This is a genomic window from Streptomyces zhaozhouensis, from assembly GCF_900230195.1.
Classification (GTDB): domain Bacteria; phylum Actinomycetota; class Actinomycetes; order Streptomycetales; family Streptomycetaceae; genus Streptomyces; species Streptomyces zhaozhouensis.
The window spans coordinates 22,615-47,708 of sequence record NZ_OCNE01000009.1 but is presented as its reverse complement, the minus strand read 5'-3'; the positions used below and the strand labels follow the sequence as shown (position 1 = coordinate 47,708).

Sequence of the window (25,094 nt, the reverse complement as noted above, 5' to 3'; positions counted from 1 at the left end):
CGCGCCCGCCCGACGCTCCGTCGGGGCATGGGGAACAGCGCCGGTACCGGCCGACCTGTTCCCCCTCGGAGGGCGGGGAACGCGGGCCCGGGGCCGGTGAAGGGTCGGTCGGGCGCCCACCACCTGCGCCTACCCTGGGGCCATGAGCATCGCGCATGGTCAGGTGACAGGTCTGCCCCGCTGGGACCGCTGTGCGGTGATGGGGGTGGTCAATGTCACACCCGACTCCTTCTCCGACGGGGGGCGTTGGTTCGATCCGGAGTCGGCGGTCAAGCGGGGGCTCGATCTGGTGGCCGAGGGCGCGGACCTGGTGGACGTCGGCGGCGAGTCGACCCGCCCGGGTGCCACCCGGGTGGACGAGGCCGAGGAGCTGCGGCGGGTGCTGCCCGTGGTGCGGGAGCTGGCCGATCGGGGGGCGTTGGTCAGCGTGGACACCACCCGCGCCTCGGTGGCGGGGCGCGCGCTGGACGCCGGCGCCCGGATGGTCAACGACGTGAGCGGCGGCCGGGCCGACCCCGCGATGGTGCCGCTGGTGGCGGAACGGGCCGTGCCGTTCGTGGTGATGCACTGGCGCGGGCAGAGCGTGGACATGAACGACCGGGCCGTCTACGCCGACGTGGTCGGCGAGGTGGTCGACGAGCTGCGGGAGAGCCTGGCCGGCGCGGTGGCCGGCGGCATCGCGCCCGAGCTGCTGGTGGTCGACCCGGGGTTGGGCTTCGCGAAGCGGGCCGAGCACGACCTGGCGCTGCTGGCCGCGCTCGGCAGGATCCGCGCCGACCTGCCGTTCCCGCTGCTGGTCGCGGCCTCGCGCAAGCGGTTCCTCGGCCGGGTGCTCGCCGGCCCCGACGGCACCCCGCCGCCCGCGCGCGAGCGCGACGCGGCGACCGCCGCCGTCTCCGCGCTCGCCGCCGCGGCTGGGGCGTGGGCTGTGCGGGTACACGAGGCACGGGCCAGCGCGGACGCCGTCCGGGTGGCCCGTGCCATCGACGAGGCGGACCGCCGGGTGGGCGACGGCGGGGAGGGAGCGGTATGACCGGAGCGAGCACCGACATCGAGGCGGTCGCGGCGGCCAACACGGCGCTCTACGACGCGATCGAGCGCGGCGACCTGGACGCTCTGACGGAGCGTTGGCTGACCGACGACATCAGCGTGGTGCACCCGGGCTGGCCGGTGATCAACGGGCGGGCCGAGGTGCTGCGTTCGTACGCGTTGATCATGGCCAACACCGACTACATCCAGTTCTTCCTCACCGATGTCGAGGTCTCGGTGCTGGGCGACACGGCGCTGGTGACCTGCACGGAGAACATCCTCAGCGGCGGTCCCTCCGAGGCGGAGGGGGAAGTGGGGCCGCTGGTCGGCGGGTTGGTGGTGGCCACCAACGTCTTCCGCAGGGCGGAGGACGGCGAGTGGCGGGTCTGGTCGCACCACGGTTCTCCGGTCCTGATCGACCGGGAGGGCGAGGACTCCGACGAGGAAGGAGAGGGCGGCGGCTCCGACGACCGCGACGAGGGCGGCGGTTTGACGGAGATCGGCTGAGGGGAACCGCGCTTCCCTTCCTCGCGTCCGGCTGATTGGATGCGAAGAATGGCAAGCGTGAGTTTCATCTGACGGGAGAGTTCCGCGTGGCACGGGCGGAAGAACGCGTGGCGTTCGACAGAGAGGGCGGCGGTGCTGCGGCGCATGAACAGCCGGCGAAAATCTCCCCAACGGAGGGCGAAAAGGGCCGGGGCGGCCCTCCGAAGCGTTACCGGATGATCACTCCGACGGACTGGTTCCGAATTCCGCTCCGTTCGGAGCCGAAGCGGATGCGGGCCGTCCAGATCCTGGTCGACAAGGCATATCCGAACCGTGACGAGTTCGCTGTGAAGCGTCACGAGTTGCGGGATTTGCTGACGGAGGTCACCCACAACGCCTCGCAGCGTGAGGCGATTGAGATCTATCTCGCGACCGAGGCCGTGATGGGCGTTCCGATCCCCGCGAGCCTCATGGTGACCGCGGAGCCCGAGAACCCGTCGCTGCCGCGGCAGATGCCGGTGTCGTTGCTGGCCGACGGCATCCGGGACCGGTACGGCGAGGGCGCGCAGGTCTCCGTCGTGACCCTTCCCTCGGGCGAGGCGGTGCGCGGTCGCCGGGAGGAACTGAGCGAGGACTCGCTGGAACTGGGACAGGACAAGGCACGTCCCAACACCTTGCTGGAGTTCTTCCTGCCGGTTCCCCACTCCACCGCGTGGCTGGTCCTCACTTTCAGTGCACCGCTGAAGGAGTTGGCGGATGCGCAGGTCCAGATGTTCGACGCCATCGCCGCTTCTTTCCGGTGGTCCGATTAAGGGCCGACCGGGTCCGCAGCAGGAGGAGGGGGAATGTCCGACCTCGATATCACAGTCAGCGAAGTCCAGGAGCTCGGGGAGAAACTGCGCCTGATAGCCACCGAGTTCGAGAACGCCGAGGACGCCGCGTCCGATTACGCGGAGCAGGTGAGCCACGACGGCCTCGCGCACGAACTTGAAGAGTTTGCGGAGAACTGGGGAGTTCATCGCGAGAAACTCATGGACGGCCTGCGCACACTCGCGGAGAAGGCCATCCAGGCCGCGGAGGGCTACGACGGGATCGAGTCCGAGCTGGCCCAGGCGCTCCAGGGCGGTAACTGATGGGCACACGTCCCGCCGACTGGCAGCCGCTGACCGACGACGGCCGCGACCCGGTCCCCGGTGACTGGGAGATGGTCCAGGAGGCCGCCGCCCGCTACCGGCGCACGGCCGACGCGATCCAGCGCGCCAAGGAGCTGCTGGAGGACGTCACCGACAGCGAGGACGGCTGGCGTTCCGAGGCCGGCACCGCGTTCCGCGAGAAGTCGACCGAGGTCTCCGACGACGTGTGGAAGGCGTGGGGCCGCTACGACGCCGCCGCCGACGCCCTGGCGGGCTACTGGCCCGCGCTGGAGGACGCCCAGACCGAGAGCCTGACGCTGCGCACCGAGGCCCAGGAGGTCCAGGCGCAGATGGACAGCCTCAGCGGGCGCATCGAGGGCGCCGAGGCCGACGCGGAGCGCGCGGGCGACTCGGACGCCGACGACGCCGAGGACCGCGAGGAGGAGGCGAACCGCCAGGTCAGCAACCTCCAGGGGCAACTCGAATACCAACAGGGCGAGTTGAACCGGCTGCGCACCCGGCTCTCCGAGATCGTCGAGGCCAAGGACCAGGCCGCCCAGCGGGCCGCCGACGCCATCGGCGACTTCATCGGCGGCGACGGCCTCAAGGACGGCTTCTGGGACCACGTGGGCGCGTTCTTCGACGGGCTCAAGGACTTCCTGATCATGATCGGCGAGTGGGCGGGGAGAATCGCCGCGATCTGCGGGGTCCTCGCGCTGCTGGTGAGCTGGATACCCGTCGTCGGCCAGGCCCTGGCCGCCGTCCTCGGGACCATCGCGCTGGTGGCCACCGTCTTCTCCATGGTCGGCAACGCCCTCTCGGGCAACTGGGTCGGCTTCGCCCTCGACGTGGTCGGCATCGTCACCTTCGGCATCGGCCGCGCGGTGACCCCGATGCTGCGCGCCGCCGGCGGCACCGCCCGCTTCGGCGCGTTCCGCAGCGTCATGCAGAACGCCGCGGGCAACCGCGCCGCCCGCAACGCGATCGCCGCCGGCGTCGTCGGCGACGGCGCGACGCTGGCCGCCCGCGCCGGTACCACGTTCACCCGCCCCTCCGGGCTGCTCGGCTGGGGCCGCTCCGCCTTCGGCGGGCTCGGCGGCGAGATGGCCGGCAACCTGCGGGTGCTGGGCAGCGGCTCCAACTGGGGCCAGGGCATATCCGGGATGCGCGGCGCATTCAGCGGCGTTGGGTTTCGGGGTGGGGTTCACCAGTTCTTCGGGCAGGCGGATGCGGCGGACGACCTGGCGGCACTGGGCCGGGCGAGCGCTCGGGGAGTCACGGTTGGCGAACTGGGTGCTTCGAGTTCCGCCGCGATCGGCGCCGCCGGCGCGGGTGCCATCTCTGGCAACATCGGACTCTTCGGAGTCACGGGGGTCGACTCCCTCTGGAACTGGCCGGGACTCGGTGACGGTGACCACCCGCTGGTCGGCGACTTCACCGAAGCCGGTGACCTCACCTACGACGAGAGCGAGGCCATGGCCCGATGAACCCGGTGGAGCCGGTCGTCTTCCCGGCGCAACGTCCCCTGGTCCGTTGGGGGGTGCTGCGCCGGGCCCGGATCACGGTCGAGAACGGCCGGCTGGTGGTGCGGCAGCGCTGGCGTTCCCGCTCCTGGCCGTTGGGCCCGGAGGGGGTCGCCTCGGCGGTCTATCTGCCGGGGAAGCTCTGCACCGCCGCGTCCCGCACCGGCGGGGGCGGTGTGAGCAGCGGAAAGATCGGCGCGTCGGGGGGCTGCCTCCATCTGCTGGACGGGGCGGGCAAGTCCGTCGCCTGTCTGCCCCTCGGGGGCTGGCTCCCGACAGGTGGATTGCCGCTGCCACTGGAGAGGCCGGACTCCTGGACCCCGTTCACCCTGGGGCCCGGGGACGCCGACTACGCCGAGCGTTCCGGACTCGCCCCCTTCCTGCGCCATCACGGCATCCCCGTCCACGTGGCGGCGGAGGACGAGGAGGAGCCGCCCCGGGCGGCGGGGTTCGCGGGTCCGCTGCGGCCGGGGCCGGAGTTGGCGACGACGGTGTGGGCCCTTCCGGCCTTCGCCTCCATGCTGCTGTTCTTCTTCTCCTGGGCCCCTCCCGGCGCGGAGTGGCGCAACGCCATGGCCTCGCTGCCCTTCCTGATCATCGCCCTCGTCACCGTCGTTCCCGCGGCCGTGCTGGGCCTGGCCGGGACGCGTGCCGGGCGCACCGTCGCCGCGGCGGAGCTGAGACCCAGGCCCGGCGTTCCCGTCACCCGGTCGTTCCTGGACCGCAGCGCGCTGCGGCTCACCGCAGAGGCCGTCGAACTGCGCACCGCGCAGCGGATGATGCGGCTCATGCCGCCGCCGGCGGACCCGGTGCTCGGGCTGCGGGAGGCCGTGGTGCTGGAGGACCAGGGGCGGCCCTGGGGCGTGGCGTTGGTGGACGACAGGGAGACGGTGCACGCGTTTCTGCACTGGGACACCTGGTTCGCCGGAGATCCCCAACTCGTCGCGCTCGGCGACTTCTGCCGGCAGGCCGGACTCGGCATCCGGAAGAAGCAGTTGAGGGCGTTCCCCGGCAGGCAGCGGGAGGACAGGACGGCTGGCGTCTGGCGTGCGAAGCACTACGCGCGGCAGGAGCGCCTCTTCGCCTACTCCGCCGAGACCCCCGGGGTGATGGCCTTCGGGATCTTCTCGCTCGTCTACGGCCTGTTCGTGTGGGACCTCGCGTGGGACCCGTTCTACCCCGTGCTGGCCGGCGCGTTCCTGATCGCCGTCCCGGCCTACGCGGTGCGGGGCGCCTACCGCAAGTGGAAGCTCAACGTCCTGGTGCCGCCGGAGGGGGTGGGCGCCACGGGGGGCGGCCACGGCGCGCGCCTCGACAAGCAAGGAGAGGAGAGGTCGTGACCGACGCGGCCGGTATAGCGGTGACGAAGACGGCGGCGACCCGTTGGGTGGCCTCCTTCGAGCACCCCGAGGAGTTCTGGCATCAGCTGGAGATGGCGGAGGAGGACGCGGCCGAACGGGTCGCGCAGGCCGTCGCCGACCGGGGCGGCGAGTACAGCCAGGACTACGCGGAGGCCGCCTACCCGGAGTTGAGGGCGATCTGGGAGGGCGCGGTGGAACGCGAGGCGTCGCCCGTCGCCGTCTACGTGCCCCCCGAGCCGCTGAACTCGCGCCCCCTGGTGCCGGTCACCGCGTTCTGCGCGCCGGTGCCCACGCCGTCCGAGGTCCGCACCGCCGAGGCGATGGCCCGACTGGCCGTCCAGCCGCAGCCCTACCGGTTCCGGGACCCGCTGGTCACCGTCGTCGAGCTGCCGGCCGGGCCGACGTGCCGGGTGCACGAGCTGATCCTGGAGGAACCCGCGGAGGACGGCCGACGTTCGATGATCGAGTACGTCTCCTACTACGTGGTGCCCCCGGGCCCCGACGGTGGGTTCGTGGAACTGACCGTCACCTGGCCGAGCCCCACGCTCGGCGAGACGATGGTGGAGACGGCCGACGACATCGCCCAGACGCTGACCATCAGCCCCCAGTGAAGGCGGAGAGCCCCCCATGTCGACGACTGATCCCGAGTACGTCTTCGAGCAGGTCCAGATCGGCAAGGGGCTCAGGCCCCTCGCGCAACACGGCTTCATCGTCGTCGACCGGGGAACGCTCACCCTGCTCGACTCCGAGCGGCAGCCCATCGACAGCGGCCCGGTGAGCCAGGTCGTCGCCAAGAAGATCCGGTTCACGGGCGGCAAGTCCGTCTCGCTCACGGTCAACGGGACCAAGTACAACGCGGCGCCCGGCTGGGGCGCCCGCGGCGTGTTCGTGCTGCCCGGCGACTCGGCCCACGTGAAGTCGGCGGCCGAGGCCCTCCTCCACCTCGTCGCCGCCGGCGGCGGCCAGTCCGGCTGACGCGGCGCCTGGCCCCGGCGCCCGAACGAGGCGATCTAGGTCAGCCAACGGTCCGGCGTCGCCGAGCGGCGGCCAAGGCGGGAGCGGTCGGCCTGGCGGGCCACCTCGTCGGCCGCGTGCGCCGCGTCCAGCAGCCGCGCCGTCGCCGTTCCGTTGGCGCCCTGGTCCACGTGGATCGACGCCAGGCCCAGCCGCCGCTCCCACGGCCCCTGCGCCAGCCGCACGCTCTGCACCTTGGCGTGCGGCACCAGCGTGTGGGTGCGGCGCAGCCGCCCGTGGCGGGCGACGAAGACCGCGTCGGTCGCGCCGTAGCCGTAGCCGACCCGCCACACCGGCACGGCCCAACGCGCGCGGGTGGGCGCGGCCTCGATCCGCGCCAGCGTCTCGTCCAGGTCGACGTCCGGCAGGATGCGGCCCAGCAGCGCGCGGACGGTCTCGCGCGTGCCGACGGGCAGCAACATGCCGCCCTCGTTGCCCTCCCCGGCGACGGCCAACTCCACCCGCAGCCAGCCGCGTCGGCGCCACAGCACCGGTTCCACGATCCTCACGGCCTGCACCCGCCCCGGGGGCACCGTGGCGTGGTCGCGTTGCAGCAGCCCGTGGTCCAGCCGCAGCCCGTCGGGCGACTCGCTGACCGTCCAGCCGTACTGGGTCAGGAACGCCCCCAGGCTGCCGCGCCAGATCGCGGCCAGCAGCGGCAGCAGCACCGCGAGCGCGGGCAGCACGCTGTCGGTCGCCAGCCAGATCAACGGCGTGGTCACCAGCGCGGCGAGCAGCGAACCCCAGGCGCTGCCGAGCAGCGCCAGCGACCAGCCCAGCATCCGCGAGTCCACCTGGTGCAGCTCGCGCGCCGGCGCCTCGCCCGCGCTGGACGCGGCCTCGGGGGCGATCCCCGCGGCCCTGGCCAGCAGTTCGGCGCGCAGCTCGGTCGCCTCGCGCTCGGCGAGGAACACCAGCTCGTCGTGGGAGCCGGAGCCGACCACGTCCATCTTCAGCTTGGCCACGCCGAAGGCCCTGGCCAGCAGCGGGCGCGAGATGTCGATCGCCTGGATGCGGTCCAACCGCAGATGCGCGGTGCGGCGGAACAACAGCCCGGTGCGGATGCGCAGTTCGGTCTCGGTGACCAGATAGCGGGTGACCCGCCAGGAGAGATAGCCGTAGGCGGTGGCGCCCAGGACCAGGACGGCGACGCCGAGCAGCAGCCAGCCGAGCCCGGCGCCCTCGGCCTGGTCGCGGACCTCCCCCGCGTTCTGGAGCGCGACGGCGAAGAGGCCCGCCAGCGGCGCCCAGGCGCGGCGCCAGGGAGTGAGCGGATGCAGCCGCTTGCCCCGGCCGCTGGGGATCTCGTCGGCGGACCCGTTCCCCGACTCCCCGTCCGGCGGGTTCACAGGCCGGCCGATCGGGCCTCGCCCAGCTCGGTCAGGCGGTCCCGCAGTCGCTCCGCCTCGGCGGGGGCCAGCCCGGGGATGGTGGCGTCGGTCGCGGCGGCGGCCGTGTGGAGCTGGAGCCTGGCCAGCCCGAAGCGGCGCTCCAACGGGCCCGAGGTCACCTCGACCAGCTGCATCCGCCCGTAGGGCACCACGGTCAGCTGGCGCCAGAGCACCCCGCGGTTGATCAGCAGGTCGTCGTCGCGTTCCAGATAGCCCCAGGACAGCCAGTTGCGCTCCAGCGCCCACCAGCCCCAGCCGCCGCCCGCCAGCACCGGCAGCGCCAGCAGCGCCCACAGCGGCGCGCCGAGCACCGGGGGCAGCACGGCGCCGGCCAGCGCCAACGGCCCGAGCCAGCAGGCCAGCAGCAGCCGGCGCAGCGTGAGCACCCCCGCCTCGATCGGCCGCCAGCCCTCGTCCGCCGACCCGGGGCCGCCGTCGCCGCCCGGCCCCCGCGCAACCTCGTCCATGCCGGAAGCTTAGGTCGTTCCCGGCGCGTCGGGCGGGCCACTTGGCGCGGGCGACGCCGGAGACTTCCGGGGTGACCTGGTGACAGACTGGCCGCATGGCGGAGACCGGCAGCGCGGACAGTGAGACGGCGGCCACGTTCGGCACGGACGCGAGCGCGGCCCCGGGCGGCGGCACGGCCACGCACACCACGGTCGGCGTCGGGGGCGCGGCCGAGAGCACCGACATGGTGCTCAACATCGGGCCCCAACACCCGTCCACCCACGGTGTGCTGCGGCTGCGGCTGGTGCTCGACGGGGAGCGGATCTCGCGGGCCGAGCCGGTGGTCGGCTACATGCACCGCGGCGCGGAGAAGCTTTTCGAGGTCCGCGACTACCGGCAGATCGTGGTGCTCGCCAACCGCCACGACTGGCTCTCCGCCTTCGCCAACGAGCTGGGCGTGGTGCTCGCCGTCGAGCGGATGCTCGGCATGGAGGTGCCCGAGCGCGCGGTCTGGCTGCGCACGCTGCTCGCCGAGTTGAACAGGGTGCTCAACCATCTGATGTTCCTCGGCTCCTACCCGCTCGAACTGGGCGGGCTGACACCCATCTTCTACGCCTTCACCGAGCGCGAGGGCCTGCAACGGGTGCTGGAGGAGGTCTCCGGCGGCCGGATGCACTACATGTTCAACCGGGTCGGCGGTCTCAAGGAGGACCTGCCGGCCGGCTGGACCGGGCGCGCCAGGGCCGCCGTCGCCGAGGCGCGCGCCGGGCTGCCGCGCCTGTCGGAACTGGTGCTGGGCAACGAGGTGTTCCAGGCCCGCACCCGGGGCGTCGGCGTGCTGCGCCCCGAGACGGCGCGCGCCTACGGCGTGAGCGGGCCGATCGCCCGCGCCAGCGGCGTCGACTTCGACCTGCGCCGCGACGAGCCCTATCTCGCCTACGGCGAACTGGCCGACACGCTGCGGGTGGTGACCAGGACCGAGGGCGACTGCCTGGCGCGCTTCGAGGTGCTGCTCGACCAGACGGCGAACGCGCTCGACCTCGCCGACGCCTGCCTGGACCGCCTCGCCGAGCTGCCGCCGGGGCCGGTCAACCAGCGACTGCCGAAGGTGCTCAAGGCCCCCGAGGGCGCCACCTATGCCTGGACGGAGAACCCGCTGGGCGTCAACGGCTACTACCTCGTCTCCAAGGGGGAGAAGACCCCGCACCGGTTGAAGCTGCGCTCCGCCTCGTTCAACAACATCCAGGCGCTGCGCGAGCTGCTGCCCGGCACGCTGGTCGCCGACATGGTGGCGATCCTCGGCTCGTTCTTCTTCGTGGTCGGCGACATCGACAAGTAGCGGGCGCGCTTCACAACAGGCCGTCCGCCGCGACGCCCACCGGGTGCAGCAGCCAGCGGAAGCCGCCGAGCCCGGCCGGGTCGGTCAGCTCGGCCGCCTCGCCCGCTCCGTTCAACGCCCTGAGATAGCCGGCCGGATCGCCGCTCGCCAGCTCCAACGGCGGACGCGCCCCGCGCACGCCCAGCGCGCGCAACGCCTCGCGCTGGGTGAGCAACCGCCCGCCGGGGCGCACGGAGGCACAGGAGTCCAGCGCCACATGGGCGGTCAGGTCGCACCGCCCGTCCGGCACCGGCGCCACCATCCGCCCGGCGCGGTAGCCGGTCAACGTGCCGCCGAACGGCCGGTTCTCCGCCGTGTGGCCGTAGTCCACCGCGACGGCCAGCCCCCGCGCCAGCGTGGCCACCGCGCCCGCCCAGGCGGCGTCCCTGGTCAGCCCGATCTCGAACCGTTCGCCCTGCCGCCCGGACGGCGGCCACCAGCGCCGCAGCCACGCCGCCTCGGCCGCGTCCGGCGCGGGCCCGGCGCGTTCCGTCCCGTCCTCGGCGACCAGCACGCGCCGGAGCACGCCGGCCGCGTCCGTCTCGGCCACTTCGAGCGGCACGTTGTCCAGCCACTCGTTGGCGAAGAGCAGCCCCACGCTGTCCGCCGGCGGCTCCGCGCGCCAGACCACGCGCGGGTCGAGCCCCGCCGGACGGTCCGCCTTCTCGACCGCGAACGGCCGCAGCCGTCCGGCCAGTTCCGGCGGCGCCTGGGCCAGCACCCCGGCGAGCAGCTCGCCCCGGCCGGCGCCGAGGTCGACCAACGCCAGTTCGGGGGGCCGCTCCAGGGCGGCGTCCACCCTGAGCAGCAGTTCGAGTACCGCGCCGGCGAAGCGCGGCGAGGCGTGCACCGAGGTCCTGAAGTGCGCCGAGGGCGGCTGCTCGCGGTAGAAGCCGCGCGGTCCGTAGAGCGCGCGCTGCATCGCCGGGCGCCACCCCTCGGCGGCCGTCCGGTCGGACACGGGGCCGGGCATGTGAGGGTCTCCGTCCACCTTGAGGAGTAGTTGAGCGCTTCATGTATCGGTCGCCGGGCTGACTCCCCGGGCGTTCCCAGTGCATACGCTGGGTGAAGTGAACCGGCTCTATGACTTTCTCCGCCGTCACCCGACCTGGGTCGACGGCTGCTGGGCGTTCGTGCTCGTGTTCACCTCCGTCTTCGTGATGGCTCTGCCCTTCGAGGGAGGAGAGTACGAGGGGTCCGAGGCCGGCGCCGTGGTGGCGCTGATCGGCCTGGGCACGGTGGTGATGCTGCGCCGCCGCTGGCCCGGCCAGATGCTCGGCCTGGCCATCCTGCTCGGCCTCTTCCAGCTGGCCGTCGACGTGCCGCCGCTGCCGGCGAACTTCGCCCTGCTGATGATCATCTTCACCGTGGCGGCCCGCCCCGAGCGCTGGGCCTCCCGCCTCGGGCTGCTGACCTCCGTCGCCGCCCCGGTGCTCTCCACCGTGCGCTGGCCGGCGCCCGAGGAGCAGTCGCTGGCGGGCATGATCATCTCCTGCGCGTTCCTGACCGTCGCCTTCTGCCTCGCCTGGGTGCTCGGCGACTCGCTGCGCACCCGCCGCGCCTACTACGCCGAGCTGGAGCAGCGCGCCGCCCGCCTGGAGCTGGAGCGGGAGACGCAGGCCAGGATGGCGGTCGCCGCCGAACGCGCCCGCATCGCCAGGGAGCTGCACGACGTGGTCGCGCACAACGTCTCGGTCATGGTCGTCCAGGCCGACGGCGCCGCCTACGTGCTGGACAGCGCCCCCGAGCAGACCCTCAACGCGCTGCGCACCATCTCCGGCACCGGCCGCCAGGCGCTCGCCGAGATGCGCCGGCTGCTGGGCGTGCTGCGCACCGAGGACAGCTCCGTCAGCGCGCAGGACTACGTGCCGCAGCCCGGCGTGGAGCAGTTGAGCGAGCTGGTCGACCAGGTCAGGGACACCGGCCTCCCGGTCGACTTCCGCATCTCCGGCACGCCCAGGCCGCTGCCCAGCGGCGTGGAGCTGACCGCCTACCGCATCGTGCAGGAGGCGCTGACCAACACCCGCAAGCACGGCGGCCCCGACGCCGGGGCCACCGTCGCCCTGGAGTACGGCGGTGACGCGCTGACCGTGCTCGCCGAGGACGACGGGCGCGGCGCGCAGCAGGAGCTGTACGAGGGGCGCGGTGCCGACGGCCAGGGGCATGGACTGATCGGAATGCGGGAACGCGTCGGGATGGTCAACGGCCTGCTCGTCGCCGGGCCCCGCCCCGGCGGCGGCTTCCGGATCAGCGCCACCCTGCCGCTCAACGGCGGGCAGTGAGGACCGGCCCGCCGCCCCGCCACGACCGTCTCCACCGGCCTCCGCCCGCCCCTCTACCAGCTTCCCCCAGCCCGCAGCAGCTTCCAGCAGCGTTACCCAGCGAAGGACCGCCCCGATGCCGATCCGCGTGATGCTCGTCGACGACCAGGCGCTGCTGCGCACCGGCTTCCGCATGGTGCTCAGCGCCCAGCCCGACATCGCCGTCGTCGCCGAGGCGGGCGACGGCGTCGAGGCGTTGGAGCAGCTGCGGGCCACCGCGGTCGACGTGGTGCTGATGGACGTGCGGATGCCGCGGCTGGACGGCGTCGAGGCGACCCGCCGGATCTGCCAGGGCGGCGAGGGCGGGCCCGGCACGCCCCGGGTGCTGATCCTGACCACCTTCGACCTGGACGAGTACGCGTTCTCCGGACTCCAGGCCGGCGCCTCCGGCTTTCTGCTGAAGGACGTGCCGCCGGACGAGCTGCTCGCCGCGATCCGCGCCGTCCACAGCGGCGACGCGGTCGTCGCCCCCACCACCACCCGCCGGCTGCTCAACCGCTTCGTCACCCTGCTCCCCGGTCCCCAGGAGCGCCGCACCCCCGAGCTCGACCTGCTGACCGACCGCGAGCGCGAGGTGCTGCTGCTGATCGCGCAGGGCCTGTCCAACGCGGAGATCGCCGCCCGGCTCGTCGTCTCCGAGGCGACCGTGAAGACCCACGTCGGGCGCGTGTTGAACAAGCTCCACCTCCGCGACCGCGTCCAGGCCGTCGTCCTCGCCTACGAGGCGGGCCTGGTGCGGGCCGGCGGCCAGTAGCCGGACGGTCCGCACGCCGACCGGGAGCCGTAGCATGTGGGGGACGTCCGGTACCGCGGGGACGGACCGGAACGCTCGACCAGGAAGAGAACCCACGTGAACGCCGCCTCAGCGTCCCGCACCACCGAGGCGCACGACCGCCCGGCGCGGCTGCGCGTCGGCGTGGTCGGCGCCGGCCGCGTCGGCCCCGTGCTGGCCGCCGCACTGCGGCTGGCCGGGCACCAGCCGGTGGCCGCCTCCGGCGTCTCCGACGCCTCCCGCCGTCGCGCCGACGCGCTGCTGCCCGGCGTGCCGCTGGTCACCCCCGACGAGGTGTTGGCCAAAGCCGACCTGGTGCTGCTGACCGTTCCCGACGACGCGCTGCCGCCGCTGGTCGCCGGCCTCGCCGAGACCGGCGCGATCCGACCGGGCCAGCTGCTGGCCCACACCTCGGGCCGGCACGGCGTCGGGGTGCTGCGACCCGCGCTGCGCGCCGGCGGGTTGCCGCTGGCGCTGCACCCGGTGATGACGTTCAGCGGCACCTCGGTCGACGTGCAGCGGCTGGCCGGCTGCTCGTTCGGGGTCACCGCGCCCGAGGAGCTGCGGATGGCCGCCGAGGCGCTGGTCATCGAGATGGGCGGCGAGCCCGAGTGGATCGAGGAGCGGGACCGCCCGCTCTACCACGCGGCGCTCGCGATGGGGGCCAACCACCTGGTCACGCTCGTCGCGCAGTCGCTCGACGTGCTGCGCGGCCTCGGCGTCGCCGCCCCCGACCGGATGCTCGGCCCGCTGCTGGGCGCCGCGTTGGACAACGCGCTGCGCTCCGGTGACGCGGCGCTGACCGGGCCGGTGGCGCGCGGGGACGCGGGCACCGTCGCGGCGCACGTCGCCGAGCTGCGGGAGCACGCCCCCGACGCCCTGGCCAGCTATCTGGCGCTGGCCCGCACCACCGCGGACCGCGCCCTCGACCACGGCCTGCTGCGGCCCGAGTCGGCGGAGGCGCTGCTCGACGTGCTGGCGGGCGACGCGGAGGGCGGCCGGGGCACCGGCCGGGGACCGGACGGAGCGGAACGATGACCGTGACCGTGGCGCACACCGCCGAGCGGCTGCGCTCCCACTACACCGACGGCGCCCGCCGCGCGGTCGTGATGACGCTGGGCGCGCTCCACGAGGGCCACGCGGCCAATGTCCGCGCCGCCAGGGAGCGGGTCGGACCCGCTGGGCAGGTCGTGGTCACGGTCTATGTGAACCCGCTCCAGTTCGGCGAGGGCGAGGACTTCGCGCGCTACCCGCGCACCCTGGAGGCCGACCTGAGGGTCGCCGAGGAGGCGGGCGCCGACCTGCTCTTCGCGCCCTCGGACGCCGAGATGTACCCGTCGGGGCGCCCGCTGGTCACGCTCTCCGCCGGCCCGCTGGGCGACCGCCTCGAGGGCGCCTCACGCCCGGGGCACTTCGACGGGATGCTGACCGTGGTCGCCAAGCTGCTCCACCTCACCCGCGCCGACGTGGCGACGTTCGGGGAGAAGGACGCCCAGCAGCTGGCGCTGGTGCGGCGGATGGTGGCCGACCTGGACTTCCCGGTGGAGATCCTGCCGGTGCCGACCGTCCGGGAGCCGGACGGGCTGGCCCGCTCCAGCCGCAACCGCTATCTCTCGGCCGCCGAGCGCACCACCGCGCTGGCGCTCTCCCGCGCCCTGACCGCCGCCGCCGCGCGCCCGGACGCCGCCGGCGCCCGCGCCGCCGCCGCCGCAGAGCTGGCCGCGGCGGCCGAGGCCGACCCGCCGCTCGCGCTCGACTACCTCGCGCTGCTCGACCCGGCCGAACTCACCGACGCCCCCGACGACTTCACCGGCGAGGCGCTGCTGGCCGTGGCCGCCAGGGTCGGCACCACCCGGCTGATCGACAACCGCCGGCTGACCCTGCGCGGCCCCGCGTGACCGGGCGCACGCCGCTGCCCGCCGCCCTGGCGGGGCCGCTGCCGGCCCCGGCGCCCGGCTGGGCGATCGAGGCGGACGTCGTCGTGGTCGGCTCCGGCGTCGCCGGGCTGACGGCCGCGCTGCGCTGCGCCGCCGCCGGCCGGCGCACCGTGATCGTCACCAAGGCCAGGCTGGACGACGGCTCGACGCGCTGGGCGCAGGGCGGCATAGCCGCCGCCCTCGGCGAGGGCGACACCCCCGAGCGCCACCTGGAGGACACCCTCGTCGCCGGCGCCGGCCTGTGCGACGCACGCGCGGTGCGGGCCCTGGTCACCGAGGGGCCGGCGGCGGTGCGCCGGCTCATCGCGCTGGGCGCCACGTTCGACACCGGCCCCGACGGCGCGCTGTCGCTGACCCGGGAGGGCGGCCACCACCGGCGCCGCATCGCGCACGCCGGGGGCGACGCCACCGGCGCCGAGATCTCCCGGGCGCTGCTCGCCGCCGTGCGCGCCGCCCGCATCGAGACCGTGCAGAACGCGCTCGCCCTCGACCTGCTGAAGGACGCCGAGGGCCGCGCCGCCGGCGTCACCCTGCACGTGATGGGCGAGGGCCGCCACGACGGGGTGGGCGCGGTGCGCGCGCCGGCCGTGGTGCTGGCCACCGGCGGCATGGGCCAGGTCTACTCGGCCACCACCAACCCCTCGGTCTCCACCGGCGACGGCGTCGCCCTGGCGCTGCGCGCCGGGGCCGAGGTCTCCGACCTGGAGTTCGTCCAGTTCCACCCCACCGTGCTCTTCCTCGGCCCCGAGGCCGAGGGGCAGCAGCCGCTGATCTCCGAGGCGGTGCGCGGCGAGGGCGCCCACCTGGTGGACGCGGACGGGGTGCGCTTCATGCTCGGCCGCCACGAGCTGGCCGAGCTCGCGCCCCGCGACATCGTGGCCAAGGGCATCACCCGCCGGATGCGGGAGCGGGGCACCGACCACATGTACCTGGACGCCCGGCACTTCGGCGCCGCGATGTGGGAGAGCAGGTTCCCCACCATCCTCGCCGCCTGCCGCGCCCACGGCATCGACCCGGTGACCGCGCCCGTCCCCGTCGCGCCCGCCGCCCACTACGCCTCCGGCGGCGTCCGCACCGACCTGGCCGGCCGCACCACCGTTCCCGGCCTCTACGCCTGCGGCGAGACGGCCTGCACGGGGGTGCACGGCGCCAACCGGCTGGCCTCCAACTCCCTGCTGGAGGGCCTGGTCTTCGCCGAGCGGATCGCGACCGCCGTGCGGGAGGACGCCCCCCTCGCCGGCCCGCCCGTCACCCCGCCGCCCGGCCCCCCGGGCACCGGGCTGCCGTCGCCGGAGGCGCGGGTCGCCCTCCAGCGGCTGATGACGGCCGGCGCCGGCGTGCTGCGTTCCGGCGCCAGCCTCGCCGAGGCCGCCGCCGCGCTGGACGCGCCGGCCGAGGACCGCAAGCCGGCCGAGCCGGGCGCCGACAGCTGGGAGACGGCTAACCTGCGTCTGGTCGCCCGGGTGCTGGTCGCCGTCGCCCAGGCCCGCGCGGAGACGCGCGGCTGCCACTGGCGCGAGGACCACCCCGAGCCGGACGACGCCCGTGGGCGGCACCATCTGGTGGCCGCCCTCCGCACCTCAGCGGCGGGGCACCACCTCGCCGTCCACCCCACCGAATCGACCGCGTTCCCCGACGGCCCGGTCGTCCCCTAGGAGAGCCTTCGCCGTGACCAGCAGTCCCCGAACCCCAGGCACACCGCCCGCGCGGCCGGTCGAGTTGACGCTGCTGCCGCTGGGTAGCCGCCCGGCGGACGAGCCGGTCGGCGGTGGCTGCGGCTCGGGCTGCGGCTGCGGCGACGGGCACGACGAGGAGCTCGGCCTCGACCCCCTGGAGTGCGGCCTCGACCCCGACCTGGCCGCGCTGCTGGCGGCCGGCGGCCTGGACCCGGTGCGGGTGGAGGACATCGCGCACCTCGCGGTCGAGGAGGACCTGGACAACGGCGTCGACCTGACCACCGTGGCCACCGTCCCCGAGGAGGCCGTCTCCACCGGAGACTTCACCGCGCGGCAGGCCGGCACGGTGGCCGGGCTGCACATCGCGGAGGCGGTGCTCTCGGTGGTCTGCACCGACGAGTTCGAGGTGGAGCGGCACGTCGCCGACGGCGACCGCGTCGAGCCGGGCCAGGTGCTGCTCTCCGTCACCGGCCGCACCCGCGACCTGCTCACGGGCGAACGCTCCGCGCTCAACCTGCTCTGCCGGCTCTCCGGGGTCGCCACCGCGACCCGCGCCTGGGCCGACGCCCTCGGCGACACCGGCACCAGCGTGCGGGACACCAGGAAGACCACCCCGGGGCTGCGTGCCCTGGAGAAGTACGCGGTGCGCTGCGGCGGCGGGGTCAACCACCGGATGTCGCTCTCGGACGCCGCGTTGATCAAGGACAACCACGTGGTGGCCGCGGGCGGCGTCGCCGAGGCGTTCCGCCGGGTGCGCGCCGAGTTCCCCGGCGTCCCGGTCGAGGTCGAGGTGGACCGGCTGGACCAGATCGAGCCGGTCCTCGCCGAGGGCGCCGACCTGCTGCTGCTGGACAACTTCAGCCCCGAGCTGACCGCCGAGGCCGTCCGGCTGGTCGCCGGCCGGGCCGAGCTGGAGTCCTCGGGGCGGCTGACCCTGGCCGACGCGCCGGCCTACGCGGCCACCGGCGTCGACTACCTGGCCGTCGGGGCGCTCACCCACTCGGCCCCGATCCTGGACATCGGCCTGGACCTGCGCGAGGCCGACACCGCCGAGGGGGGCGACTGACCGTGCTGCTCACCATCGACGTCGGCAACACCCACACCGTGCTCGGCCTCTTCGACGGCGAGGAGATCGTCGAGCACTGGCGGATCTCGACCGACGCCCGCCGCACCGCGGACGAGCTGGCCGTGCTCCTCCAGGGCCTGATGGGGATGCACCCGCTGCTCGGCGAGGAGCTGGGCGACGGTATCGACGGGATCGCGATCTGCTCGACCGTCCCCTCGGTGCTGCACGAGCTGCGCGAGGTGACCAGGCGGTACTACGGCGACATCCCGGCCGTCCTGGTCGAGCCCGGCGTCAAGACGGGCGTGCCGATCCTCACGGACAACCCGAAGGAGGTCGGCGCCGACCGCATCATCAACGCGGTCGCCGCCGTCGAGCTGTACGGCGGCCCCTGCATCGTGGTCGACTTCGGCACCGCCACCACCTACGACGCGGTCTCCGCGCGCGGCGAGTACGCGGGCGGCGCGATCGCCCCCGGCATCGAGATCTCCGTCGAGGCCCTGGGGCTGCGCGGCGCCCAGCTGCACAAGGTGGAGCTGGCCAGGCCGCGCCACGTCATCGGCAAGAACACGGTCGAGTCCATGCAGTCCGGCATCCTCTACGGCTTCGCCGGGCAGGTCGACGGCATGGTGGAGCGCATGTCGCGCGAGCTGGCCGACGACCCGGACGATGTCACCGTCATCGCCACGGGCGGCGTCGCCCCGATGGTCCTGCGGGAGTCCACGGTGATCGACGCGCACGAGCCCTGGCTGACCCTGATCGGCCTGCGGATGGTCTATGAACGGAACGCCTCCCGACTCTGAGCGTCGCTGTCGTCCTCTGACCGCAGGTCCCGCTTTCGCCGGAACACGCCGCCCCAATGACGGTGGATTGTCTGTTTAGTACTTAAAGTCGGTTTATGGCTATGTCTCAGGCTTCCTCCCCCACCCCGGGCGGCGACGGGGACGACAACGGTGAGCAGCAGTCGCGGCGTCCGGCGGCCCGCCGCCCGGTGCCCACGCCGGCGGAGGTCTTCCCGCCGCGCCGGGGGCGCCCCGCGCCCCCGCCGCCGTCCCCGGGGGGCGGGGAGGGAGAGGGCGAGGAGCCGGGCGCGGGGGAGCGCGCCGAAGGGGAGGAGTGAGGCGAAGCCGGCACAGGGCGGTCGGTAGGCTGACTCACCCGAGCAGCCCCCAAGGAGGTCGCTTCCCGTGGACTACGTCGCCGCGCTCTTCGCCCCCACGGTGATGGCCGTCGCCTTCACCTTCCTGATCATCACCATCGTCCGCAGCCAGGGCGGCGCCAACAAGTACAAGGAGGACGCCGCCGTCGACGCCGCGCTCGCCACGGCCGCCTCCCGGCAGGCCGAGCCCGAGCGGGGCGAGGCCGCGCGTTCCTCCGACTGAGCCGATCCACCCCCGCACGGCGGGGGCGCGGGGCCGCCCGTTTTATCCCGGCGGCACTATTGTGCTTCCTGTGCCTCGGCCTTTGGGAGAGTTGGAAGACGCGGTGATGACCCGCGTGTGGGAGTGGAACCGCCCGGTCACGGTGCGAGAAGTACTCGAAGATCTGCGCCAGGACCGTTCGATCGCCTATACGACTGTGATGACGGTTCTGGACAACCTGCATCAGAAGGGCTGGGTCCGCCGCGAGCAGGAGGGCCGGGCCTATCGCTATGAGGCGGTCTCCACGCGGGCCGCCTACTCGGCGGCTTTGATGAATGACGCGTGGTCGGAGAGCGACAACCCGGCCGCCGCTCTCGTCGCTTTCTTCGGCATGATGTCCCCCGAGCAGGTCGCGGCATTGCGCGGCGCCCTGCGGGTGGTCGACGTGGCCGGAGTTCGGGTGGCCTCCCCCGAAGAGGACGGCGACCAGCCCCGGCGATAACCTCGCCGCTGTGTCGGAAAACCCAACGGAAGTCACTGTGCGCCGCGCCAGGACTACGGATGTCGCGGAGGTGCGCCGGCTCATCGACGCGTACGCCCGGCGCGGCATCCTGCTGGACAAGGCGACGGTGACCCTTTATGAGGACATCCAGGAGTTCTGGGTGGCCGAACGCGACGAGGACGCGGCCGTGGTGGCCTGCGGCGCGTTGCACGTCATGTGGGAGGACCTGGCGGAGGTGCGGACCCTCGCCGTCGACCCGGCCGTGCGCGGGCGCGGCGTCGGCCGCCGGGTGCTGGAGAAGCTGCTGGGGACGGCCAGGTGGCTCGGCGTTCGTCGAATTTTCTGCCTCACCTTCGAAGTCGAGTTCTTCGCCCGGCACGGCTTCGTCGAGATCGGCGACGCTCCGGTCGACGGGGATGTCTACAGCGAGCTGCTGCGTTCCTATGACGAGGGCGTCGCCGAGTTCCTGGGACTGGAACGGGTGAAGCCCAACACTTTGGGTAACAGCCGGATGCTGCTGCAACTCTGATTCATGTGACGAGCGGCGAGTGTTATGTCCGAATCGTCCCGCCGTGTCATATGCGCCACCGGCTAATCAGGGCCCGGGGTTTGTGTTTTCCCGGCAATGGCGGTTTGATTACATCCGCAGTCCTAATGGTATTCCGAACTATGAAAGAGGAGTAGCCCGGTGGCACAGAAGGTTCAGGTCCTTCTCCTCGATGACCTCAGCGGGGGCGAGGCGGACGAGACAGTTACGTTCGCCCTCGACGGCAAGACTTACGAGATCGACCTCAACTCGGAAAACGCCGAGAAGCTTCGCGACGCCCTCGACCCGTATGTCAAGGCGGGTCGGCGGGCCGGCAGCGGCCGTGCCGCGCGCGGGCGCGGCCGGGGAGCGGCGACGGGTGCGACCGCCGGGGGCGCCACCCAGGACACCGCGAAAATCCGTGCGTGGGCGAAGGAGAACGGATTCGAGGTCAATGACCGGGGTCGCGTTCCCGCGAACATCCGCGAGGCGTACGAGAAGGCCGGCGTCTGAGGGGCTCCCTCGTCGGCCTGCCGACATCAGACGGTCTCCCGTGCTCCCGTACCGGTCCCCGCGGCCGGCGCGCGGGGGAGGAGGCCGGGTCCCGTGTGCGGGGGGCCGCCTCGTGCGGCCCCCCGAGGCATGTCCGGCGCCGGATTCCCGGCCGGGAAACTCCCCGGTGACGCTGCGCCCGCGTACCGCCGCTCAGGGTGTTCGCGTTCGCCTGTAGCGGATGTCGGGGTACCGGGCCGCATGGAGTGTCAGCCTTAGGGGGTAGGAAGTCCCTAATGGATGAGGGGGGCGGTGGATTGTGGGTCACGACCGGCTATCCGGGGTGCGTTCGCCGACGGCGTAGCCGTCTTCGGCGCTCAGTCGTGGCCTGCGGGAACATCGTCTCGCACTATCGGGTTGGAGCTGTTGTCGCCTGTTCGGGGCACGGAGCCGGGGACAGGAGCCACACAGTCGGAATGAGCGGTCCCCCGTTGCGGGACTAAGCTGCGGAAGGACAGGGAGGGGACCGACCCCTTTACTGCCTGACCGCTCTGAGGAGCGATTATCGATGTTCGAGAGGTTCACCGACCGCGCGCGGCGGGTTGTCGTCCTGGCTCAGGAAGAAGCCCGGATGCTCAACCACAACTACATCGGCACCGAGCACATCCTTCTGGGCCTGATCCACGAGGGTGAGGGTGTCGCCGCTAAGGCCCTGGAGAGCCTCGGGATCTCGCTTGAGGCAGTCCGCCAGCAGGTGGAGGAGATCATCGGGCAGGGCCAGCAGGCGCCGTCCGGCCACATCCCCTTCACCCCCCGGGCCAAGAAGGTCCTGGAGCTGTCGCTCCGGGAGGCACTCCAGCTCGGCCACAACTACATCGGCACCGAGCACATCCTGCTCGGCCTCATTCGCGAGGGCGAGGGCGTCGCCGCCCAGGTCCTGGTGAAGCTCGGCGCCGACCTGAACCGGGTGCGGCAGCAGGTCATCCAGCTGCTCTCCGGCTACTCGGGCGGCAAGGAGGCGGCCACCGCCGGCGCCCCGGCCGAGGGCACGCCGTCCACCTCCCTGGTGCTCGACCAGTTCGGCCGGAACCTGACCCAGGCCGCCCGCGAGACCAAGCTCGACCCGGTCATCGGGCGCGAGAAGGAGATCGAGCGGGTCATGCAGGTGCTGTCCCGCCGGACGAAGAACAACCCGGTGCTGATCGGCGAGCCCGGCGTCGGCAAGACGGCCGTCGTCGAGGGCCTGGCCCAGGCGATCGTCAAGGGCGAGGTGCCCGAGACCCTCAAGGACAAGCACCTCTACACCCTGGACCTCGGCGCCCTGGTCGCCGGCTCCCGGTACCGCGGTGACTTCGAGGAGCGCCTGAAGAAGGTCCTCAAGGAGATCCGCACCCGCGGCGACATCATCCTGTTCATCGACGAGCTGCACACCCTGGTCGGCGCCGGCGCCGCCGAGGGCGCGATCGACGCCGCCAGCATCCTCAAGCCGATGCTGGCCCGCGGCGAGCTGCAGACGATCGGTGCCACGACGCTGGACGAGTACCGGAAGTACCTGGAGAAGGACGCCGCGCTGGAGCGCCGCTTCCAGCCCATCCAGGTCGCCGAGCCGTCGCTGCCGCACACCATCGAGATCCTCAAGGGCCTGCGGGACCGCTACGAGGCGCACCACCGGGTCTCCATCACGGACTCGGCCCTGGTCGCCGCCGCGCAGCTCGCCGACCGGTACATCTCGGACCGCTTCCTGCCCGACAAGGCGATCGACCTGATCGACGAGGCCGGCTCGCGGATGCGCATCCGCCGGATGACGGCCCCGCCGGACCTGCGCGAGTTCGACGAGAAGATCGCGAACGTGCGCCGGGAGAAGGAGTCCGCGATCGACTCGCAGGACTTCGAGAAGGCCGCCTCCCTCCGGGACAACGAGAAGCAGCTGCTCACCGCGAAGGCCCAGCGGGAGAAGGAGTGGAAGTCCGGCGACATGGACGTCGTCGCCGAGGTGGACGAGGACCTGATCGCCGAGGTTCTGGCCGCCTCCACGGGCATCCCGGTCTTCAAGCTGACCGAGGAGGAGTCCTCGCGACTGCTGCGCATGGAGGACGAGCTGCACAAGCGCGTCATCGGCCAGCAGGACGCGATCAAGGCCCTCTCCCAGGCCATCCGCCGCACCAGGGCCGGCCTGAAGGACCCGAAGCGTCCCGGTGGCTCGTTCATCTTCGCCGGCCCGTCCGGTGTGGGTAAGACCGAGCTGTCCAAGACGCTGGCGGAGTTCCTCTTCGGCGACGAGGACGCGCTGATCTCCCTCGACATGTCGGAGTTCGGCGAGAAGCACACGGTCTCGCGGCTCTTCGGCTCCCCGCCCGGCTACGTCGGGTACGAGGAGGGCGGCCAGCTGACGGAGAAGGTGCGGCGCAAGCCGTTCTCCGTGGTCCTCTTCGACGAGGTCGAGAAGGCCCACCCGGACATCTTCAACTCGCTGTTGCAGATCCTGGAGGACGGTCGCCTGACCGACTCCCAGGGCCGGGTCGTGGACTTCAAGAACACGGTCATCATCATGACGACCAACCTCGGTACCCGGGACATCTCCAAGGGCTTCAACCTCGGCTTCGCGGTCGCGGGCGACGTCAACACCGGGTACGAGCGGATGAAGGCCAAGGTCAACGACGAGCTGAAGCAGCACTTCCGCCCGGAGTTCCTGAACCGTGTCGACGACACCGTGGTGTTCCACCAGCTGACCCAGGAAGACATCATCAAGATCGTCGACCTGATGATCGCGCAGGTGGACGAGCGGTTGAAGGACCGCGACATGGCGATCGAGCTGTCCACGGACGCCAAGGAGCTGCTGGCCAAGCGCGGGTACGACCCGGTGCTCGGCGCCCGGCCGCTGCGGCGCACCATCCAGCGCGACGTCGAGGACGTGCTCTCGGAGAAGATCCTCTTCGGCGAGCTGCGCCCCGGCCACATCGTGGTGGTGGACACCGAGGGCGAGGGCAAGGACCGCACCTTCACCTTCCGGGGTGAGGAGAAGTCCTCGCTGCCCGACGCTCCGCCGGTCGAGCAGGCCGCCAAGGGCGGGCCGAAGCTCTCCAAGGACTGAGGCGTTCCTCGGTCCTGACACGGACGGGTGCCCCCGGCCTTCGGGTCGCGGGGCACCCGTCCGTTCGTCGTTCCGGGCCGCTGCGCTCGCCGGCCGGGCCGATCCCGCCCAGGATGGGGGTACGGGGTCTGGCCGAGCCGGTCGACCGTCGAGCGCCGGGAGGAGCGACGCCCATGCGGCACGAGATGCGGGCCGAGTACGCCGAGGTCGACGAGGCCGACGAGGCGGGCGGACCCGCCGGCGCCTGGCCCGTGAAGACGTGGCACATGGTGCGGCCCGGCGAGGAAGAGGCGATGTGCGGCCGGGTGCTGCGCCCCGACGCCAGGGGCCTCTCCGAGGCCGAGTGGGGACGGACCCCGGAACCGTTCTGCCACACCTGCGGGGCGCTCTACCTGCGCGAGTCGCCTTAGCGGCGGCCCCCGGCGGGTGGGTGGGTGAGGCCGTTCGGGTCGACTGTCAGTGGGCTGCGGCAGACTGCCCGCATGACTGAGAAGCGGGTCGTCACCGGAGCCGACGGGCTGGCGCGCTGCCCCTGGGGGTGCACGCCCGAGGAGTACCGGGTCTATCACGACGAGGAGTGGGGGCGTCCGGTCCGGGGGGACGACGCGCTCTTCGAGCGGATCTCCCTGGAGGCGTTCCAGTCCGGGCTCTCCTGGCTGACCATCCTGCGGCGGCGGCCGGGGTTCAGGGCGGCGTTCGCAGGCTTCGAGATCGCGGCGGTGGCCGGGTTCACGGAGCGGGACGCCGAGCGGCTGCTCGCCGACACCGGCATCATCCGCAACCGACGGAAGATCGACGCCACGCTGGCGAACGCGCGGGCGCTCGCCGGCTGGTCCGAGGGGGAGCTGACGGAGCTGGTCTGGTCGTTCGCCCCCGACCACGCGGCCCGTCAGGCGCCGCTGAGCCTGGCCGACGTGCCGGCCACCACGCCGGAGTCCGTCGCCCTGGCCAAGGAGCTGAAGCGCCGCGGCATCCGCTTCGTCGGGCCCACCACGGCGTACGCGCTGATGCAGGCGTGCGGTCTGGTCAACGATCATCTGCGGGAGTGTCACGCCAGGGGAGAGTGACGGGACGCCCGGCGGGGGATGCGGTCAGCTGAGAGAGGGAGGAGTCGAGCCACATGGCGGAGCGTGACTGGTTGATCGTCGAGGCCGAGACGGTCGAGGAGGTGATGGGCGCCGAGGCCCTCTATGACGGGCCGGCCCGTCGGGAGTGGGCGGAGCGGTTCCTCGCCTCGCCGGGCCACCACCTGCTGCTGGCGCGGGCCACCGATGCCGAGGGCCCGGTGGGGATGGCGTCGGGCGTCCAGATGACGCACCCGGACAAGGGCACCGAGATGATGCTCTACGAGCTGTGCGTCGCGGAGTCCCACCGCCGCCGGGGCATAGGCAGGGGCCTGGTGGACGCCCTGGGCCAGCTGGCGCGGGCCCACGGCTGCTACGGGATGTGGGTCCCGGTCGACGCGGACAACGAGGCGGCCCTGGCGACCTACCGCTCCGCGGGCGGCCGGACGGAGGAGCTCTGCCAGGTGCCCGTCTGGGACTTCGCGCCGGCGGAGGAGCCCTCGGGGGCTTAGGCGGCTTAGGAGGCT

The 25,094-nt window shown here is 72.9% G+C and carries 28 protein-coding genes; 25 read left to right on the top strand and 3 right to left on the bottom strand.

Features of this window, described 5'->3' with window-relative positions; all coding sequences use genetic code 11:
* Positions 1–142: 142 nt before the first annotated feature.
* From folP to CRP51_RS14430, 8 genes are read left to right on the top strand one after another with little or no spacing between them, the layout of a single operon-like run.
* The gene (folP, locus tag CRP51_RS14465) at positions 143–1,033 is read left to right on the top strand and encodes a dihydropteroate synthase (RefSeq protein ID WP_170970556.1); all 891 of its coding nucleotides are present in this window, start codon (positions 143–145) and stop codon (positions 1,031–1,033) included.
* Entirely contained in the window at positions 1,030–1,536 is a 507-nt protein-coding gene (locus tag CRP51_RS14460; RefSeq protein ID WP_097231596.1) for a nuclear transport factor 2 family protein, read from the top strand. The genes folP and CRP51_RS14460 overlap by 4 nt, the downstream gene beginning before the upstream one ends.
* Before the next feature lie 35 nt (positions 1,537–1,571).
* Entirely contained in the window at positions 1,572–2,327 is a 756-nt protein-coding gene (locus CRP51_RS14455) for a hypothetical protein (RefSeq protein WP_141514605.1), read from the top strand.
* Between the two features lie 33 nt (positions 2,328–2,360).
* Positions 2,361–2,648, top strand: a complete 288-nt coding sequence (locus tag CRP51_RS14450) for a type VII secretion target (RefSeq protein WP_097231594.1) — start codon at positions 2,361–2,363, stop codon at positions 2,646–2,648.
* Positions 2,648–4,135 carry a hypothetical protein gene (locus tag CRP51_RS14445; RefSeq protein ID WP_097231593.1) on the top strand — a complete coding sequence of 496 codons (1,488 nt, stop codon included), beginning with the start codon at positions 2,648–2,650 and terminating at the stop codon, positions 4,133–4,135. Before CRP51_RS14450 ends, CRP51_RS14445 begins: the two co-directional genes overlap by 1 nt.
* Positions 4,132–5,511 (top strand): hypothetical protein, encoded by a 1,380-nt coding sequence (locus CRP51_RS14440; RefSeq protein ID WP_097231592.1) that lies wholly within the window; start codon positions 4,132–4,134, stop codon positions 5,509–5,511. The genes CRP51_RS14445 and CRP51_RS14440 overlap by 4 nt, the downstream gene beginning before the upstream one ends.
* On the top strand, positions 5,508–6,143 hold the full coding sequence (locus CRP51_RS14435) for a hypothetical protein (RefSeq protein ID WP_097231591.1): 636 nt from the start codon (positions 5,508–5,510) through the stop codon (positions 6,141–6,143). The genes CRP51_RS14440 and CRP51_RS14435 overlap by 4 nt, the downstream gene beginning before the upstream one ends.
* Before the next feature lie 16 nt (positions 6,144–6,159).
* A complete protein-coding gene (locus CRP51_RS14430) occupies positions 6,160–6,507 on the top strand; it encodes a hypothetical protein (protein WP_097231590.1) in 348 nt (115 codons plus the stop codon).
* Between the two features lie 35 nt (positions 6,508–6,542).
* Here CRP51_RS14430 and CRP51_RS14425 read toward each other — a convergent pair whose 3' ends face one another.
* Positions 6,543–7,895 carry a PH domain-containing protein gene (locus CRP51_RS14425; RefSeq protein ID WP_097231589.1) on the bottom strand — a complete coding sequence of 451 codons (1,353 nt, stop codon included), beginning with the start codon at positions 7,893–7,895 and terminating at the stop codon, positions 6,543–6,545.
* Positions 7,892–8,404: a PH domain-containing protein gene (locus CRP51_RS14420; protein ID WP_097231588.1), complete on the bottom strand. Its 513-nt coding sequence runs from the start codon at positions 8,402–8,404 to the stop codon at positions 7,892–7,894. Before CRP51_RS14420 ends, CRP51_RS14425 begins: the two co-directional genes overlap by 4 nt.
* Before the next feature lie 224 nt (positions 8,405–8,628).
* On the opposite strand from CRP51_RS14420, the gene CRP51_RS14415 reads away from it, so the two are divergent.
* Complete coding sequence (locus CRP51_RS14415) at positions 8,629–9,723, top strand: NADH-quinone oxidoreductase subunit D (RefSeq protein ID WP_245880594.1); 1,095 nt, start codon at positions 8,629–8,631, stop codon at positions 9,721–9,723.
* A gap of 10 nt (positions 9,724–9,733) precedes the next feature.
* On the opposite strand, the gene CRP51_RS14410 is transcribed toward CRP51_RS14415, so the two are convergent.
* Positions 9,734–10,735, bottom strand: a complete 1,002-nt coding sequence (locus CRP51_RS14410; RefSeq protein WP_097231586.1) for an SAM-dependent methyltransferase — start codon at positions 10,733–10,735, stop codon at positions 9,734–9,736.
* A gap of 97 nt (positions 10,736–10,832) precedes the next feature.
* On the opposite strand from CRP51_RS14410, the gene CRP51_RS14405 reads away from it, so the two are divergent.
* The 16 genes from CRP51_RS14405 to CRP51_RS14330 all read left to right on the top strand — a co-directional run bounded on the left by CRP51_RS14405 (position 10,833) and on the right by CRP51_RS14330 (position 25,079).
* Positions 10,833–12,044, top strand: a complete 1,212-nt coding sequence (locus tag CRP51_RS14405) for a sensor histidine kinase (protein ID WP_097231585.1) — start codon at positions 10,833–10,835, stop codon at positions 12,042–12,044.
* 115 nt (positions 12,045–12,159) lie between these two features.
* Positions 12,160–12,837, top strand: a complete 678-nt coding sequence (locus CRP51_RS14400) for a response regulator (RefSeq protein ID WP_097231584.1) — start codon at positions 12,160–12,162, stop codon at positions 12,835–12,837.
* Positions 12,838–12,933: 96 nt separating this feature from the next.
* On the top strand, positions 12,934–13,893 hold the full coding sequence (locus CRP51_RS14395; RefSeq protein WP_097231583.1) for a Rossmann-like and DUF2520 domain-containing protein: 960 nt from the start codon (positions 12,934–12,936) through the stop codon (positions 13,891–13,893).
* Positions 13,890–14,753 carry a pantoate--beta-alanine ligase gene (gene panC, locus CRP51_RS14390; RefSeq protein ID WP_097231582.1) on the top strand — a complete coding sequence of 288 codons (864 nt, stop codon included), beginning with the start codon at positions 13,890–13,892 and terminating at the stop codon, positions 14,751–14,753. The genes CRP51_RS14395 and panC overlap by 4 nt, the downstream gene beginning before the upstream one ends.
* A complete protein-coding gene (locus CRP51_RS14385; protein ID WP_245880577.1) occupies positions 14,750–16,447 on the top strand; it encodes an L-aspartate oxidase in 1,698 nt (565 codons plus the stop codon). Before panC ends, CRP51_RS14385 begins: the two co-directional genes overlap by 4 nt.
* 13 nt (positions 16,448–16,460) lie before the next feature.
* Complete coding sequence (gene nadC / locus CRP51_RS14380) at positions 16,461–17,534, top strand: carboxylating nicotinate-nucleotide diphosphorylase (protein ID WP_439333165.1); 1,074 nt, start codon at positions 16,461–16,463, stop codon at positions 17,532–17,534.
* 2 nt (positions 17,535–17,536) lie between these two features.
* Positions 17,537–18,334: a type III pantothenate kinase gene (locus tag CRP51_RS14375; protein ID WP_097231580.1), complete on the top strand. Its 798-nt coding sequence runs from the start codon at positions 17,537–17,539 to the stop codon at positions 18,332–18,334.
* 95 nt (positions 18,335–18,429) lie between these two features.
* The gene (locus CRP51_RS28325; RefSeq protein WP_097231579.1) at positions 18,430–18,651 is read left to right on the top strand and encodes a hypothetical protein; all 222 of its coding nucleotides are present in this window, start codon (positions 18,430–18,432) and stop codon (positions 18,649–18,651) included.
* A gap of 67 nt (positions 18,652–18,718) precedes the next feature.
* Complete coding sequence (locus tag CRP51_RS14365; protein ID WP_097231578.1) at positions 18,719–18,913, top strand: hypothetical protein; 195 nt, start codon at positions 18,719–18,721, stop codon at positions 18,911–18,913.
* Positions 18,914–18,983: 70 nt separating this feature from the next.
* Entirely contained in the window at positions 18,984–19,394 is a 411-nt protein-coding gene (locus CRP51_RS14360) for a BlaI/MecI/CopY family transcriptional regulator (protein WP_097231577.1), read from the top strand.
* A 10-nt stretch (positions 19,395–19,404) separates the two neighbouring features.
* Entirely contained in the window at positions 19,405–19,923 is a 519-nt protein-coding gene (locus CRP51_RS14355; RefSeq protein WP_097231576.1) for an amino-acid N-acetyltransferase, read from the top strand.
* Between the two features lie 159 nt (positions 19,924–20,082).
* Positions 20,083–20,433: a histone-like nucleoid-structuring protein Lsr2 gene (locus CRP51_RS14350; RefSeq protein ID WP_097231575.1), complete on the top strand. Its 351-nt coding sequence runs from the start codon at positions 20,083–20,085 to the stop codon at positions 20,431–20,433.
* A gap of 547 nt (positions 20,434–20,980) precedes the next feature.
* Positions 20,981–23,503 carry an ATP-dependent Clp protease ATP-binding subunit gene (locus tag CRP51_RS14345; RefSeq protein ID WP_097231574.1) on the top strand — a complete coding sequence of 841 codons (2,523 nt, stop codon included), beginning with the start codon at positions 20,981–20,983 and terminating at the stop codon, positions 23,501–23,503.
* A gap of 173 nt (positions 23,504–23,676) precedes the next feature.
* Positions 23,677–23,913: a hypothetical protein gene (locus CRP51_RS14340; protein ID WP_097231573.1), complete on the top strand. Its 237-nt coding sequence runs from the start codon at positions 23,677–23,679 to the stop codon at positions 23,911–23,913.
* A gap of 72 nt (positions 23,914–23,985) precedes the next feature.
* A complete protein-coding gene (locus tag CRP51_RS14335) occupies positions 23,986–24,570 on the top strand; it encodes a DNA-3-methyladenine glycosylase I (protein WP_097231572.1) in 585 nt (194 codons plus the stop codon).
* A 53-nt stretch (positions 24,571–24,623) separates the two neighbouring features.
* Positions 24,624–25,079, top strand: a complete 456-nt coding sequence (locus tag CRP51_RS14330; RefSeq protein WP_097231571.1) for a GNAT family N-acetyltransferase — start codon at positions 24,624–24,626, stop codon at positions 25,077–25,079.
* Positions 25,080–25,094: the final 15 nt, after the last annotated feature.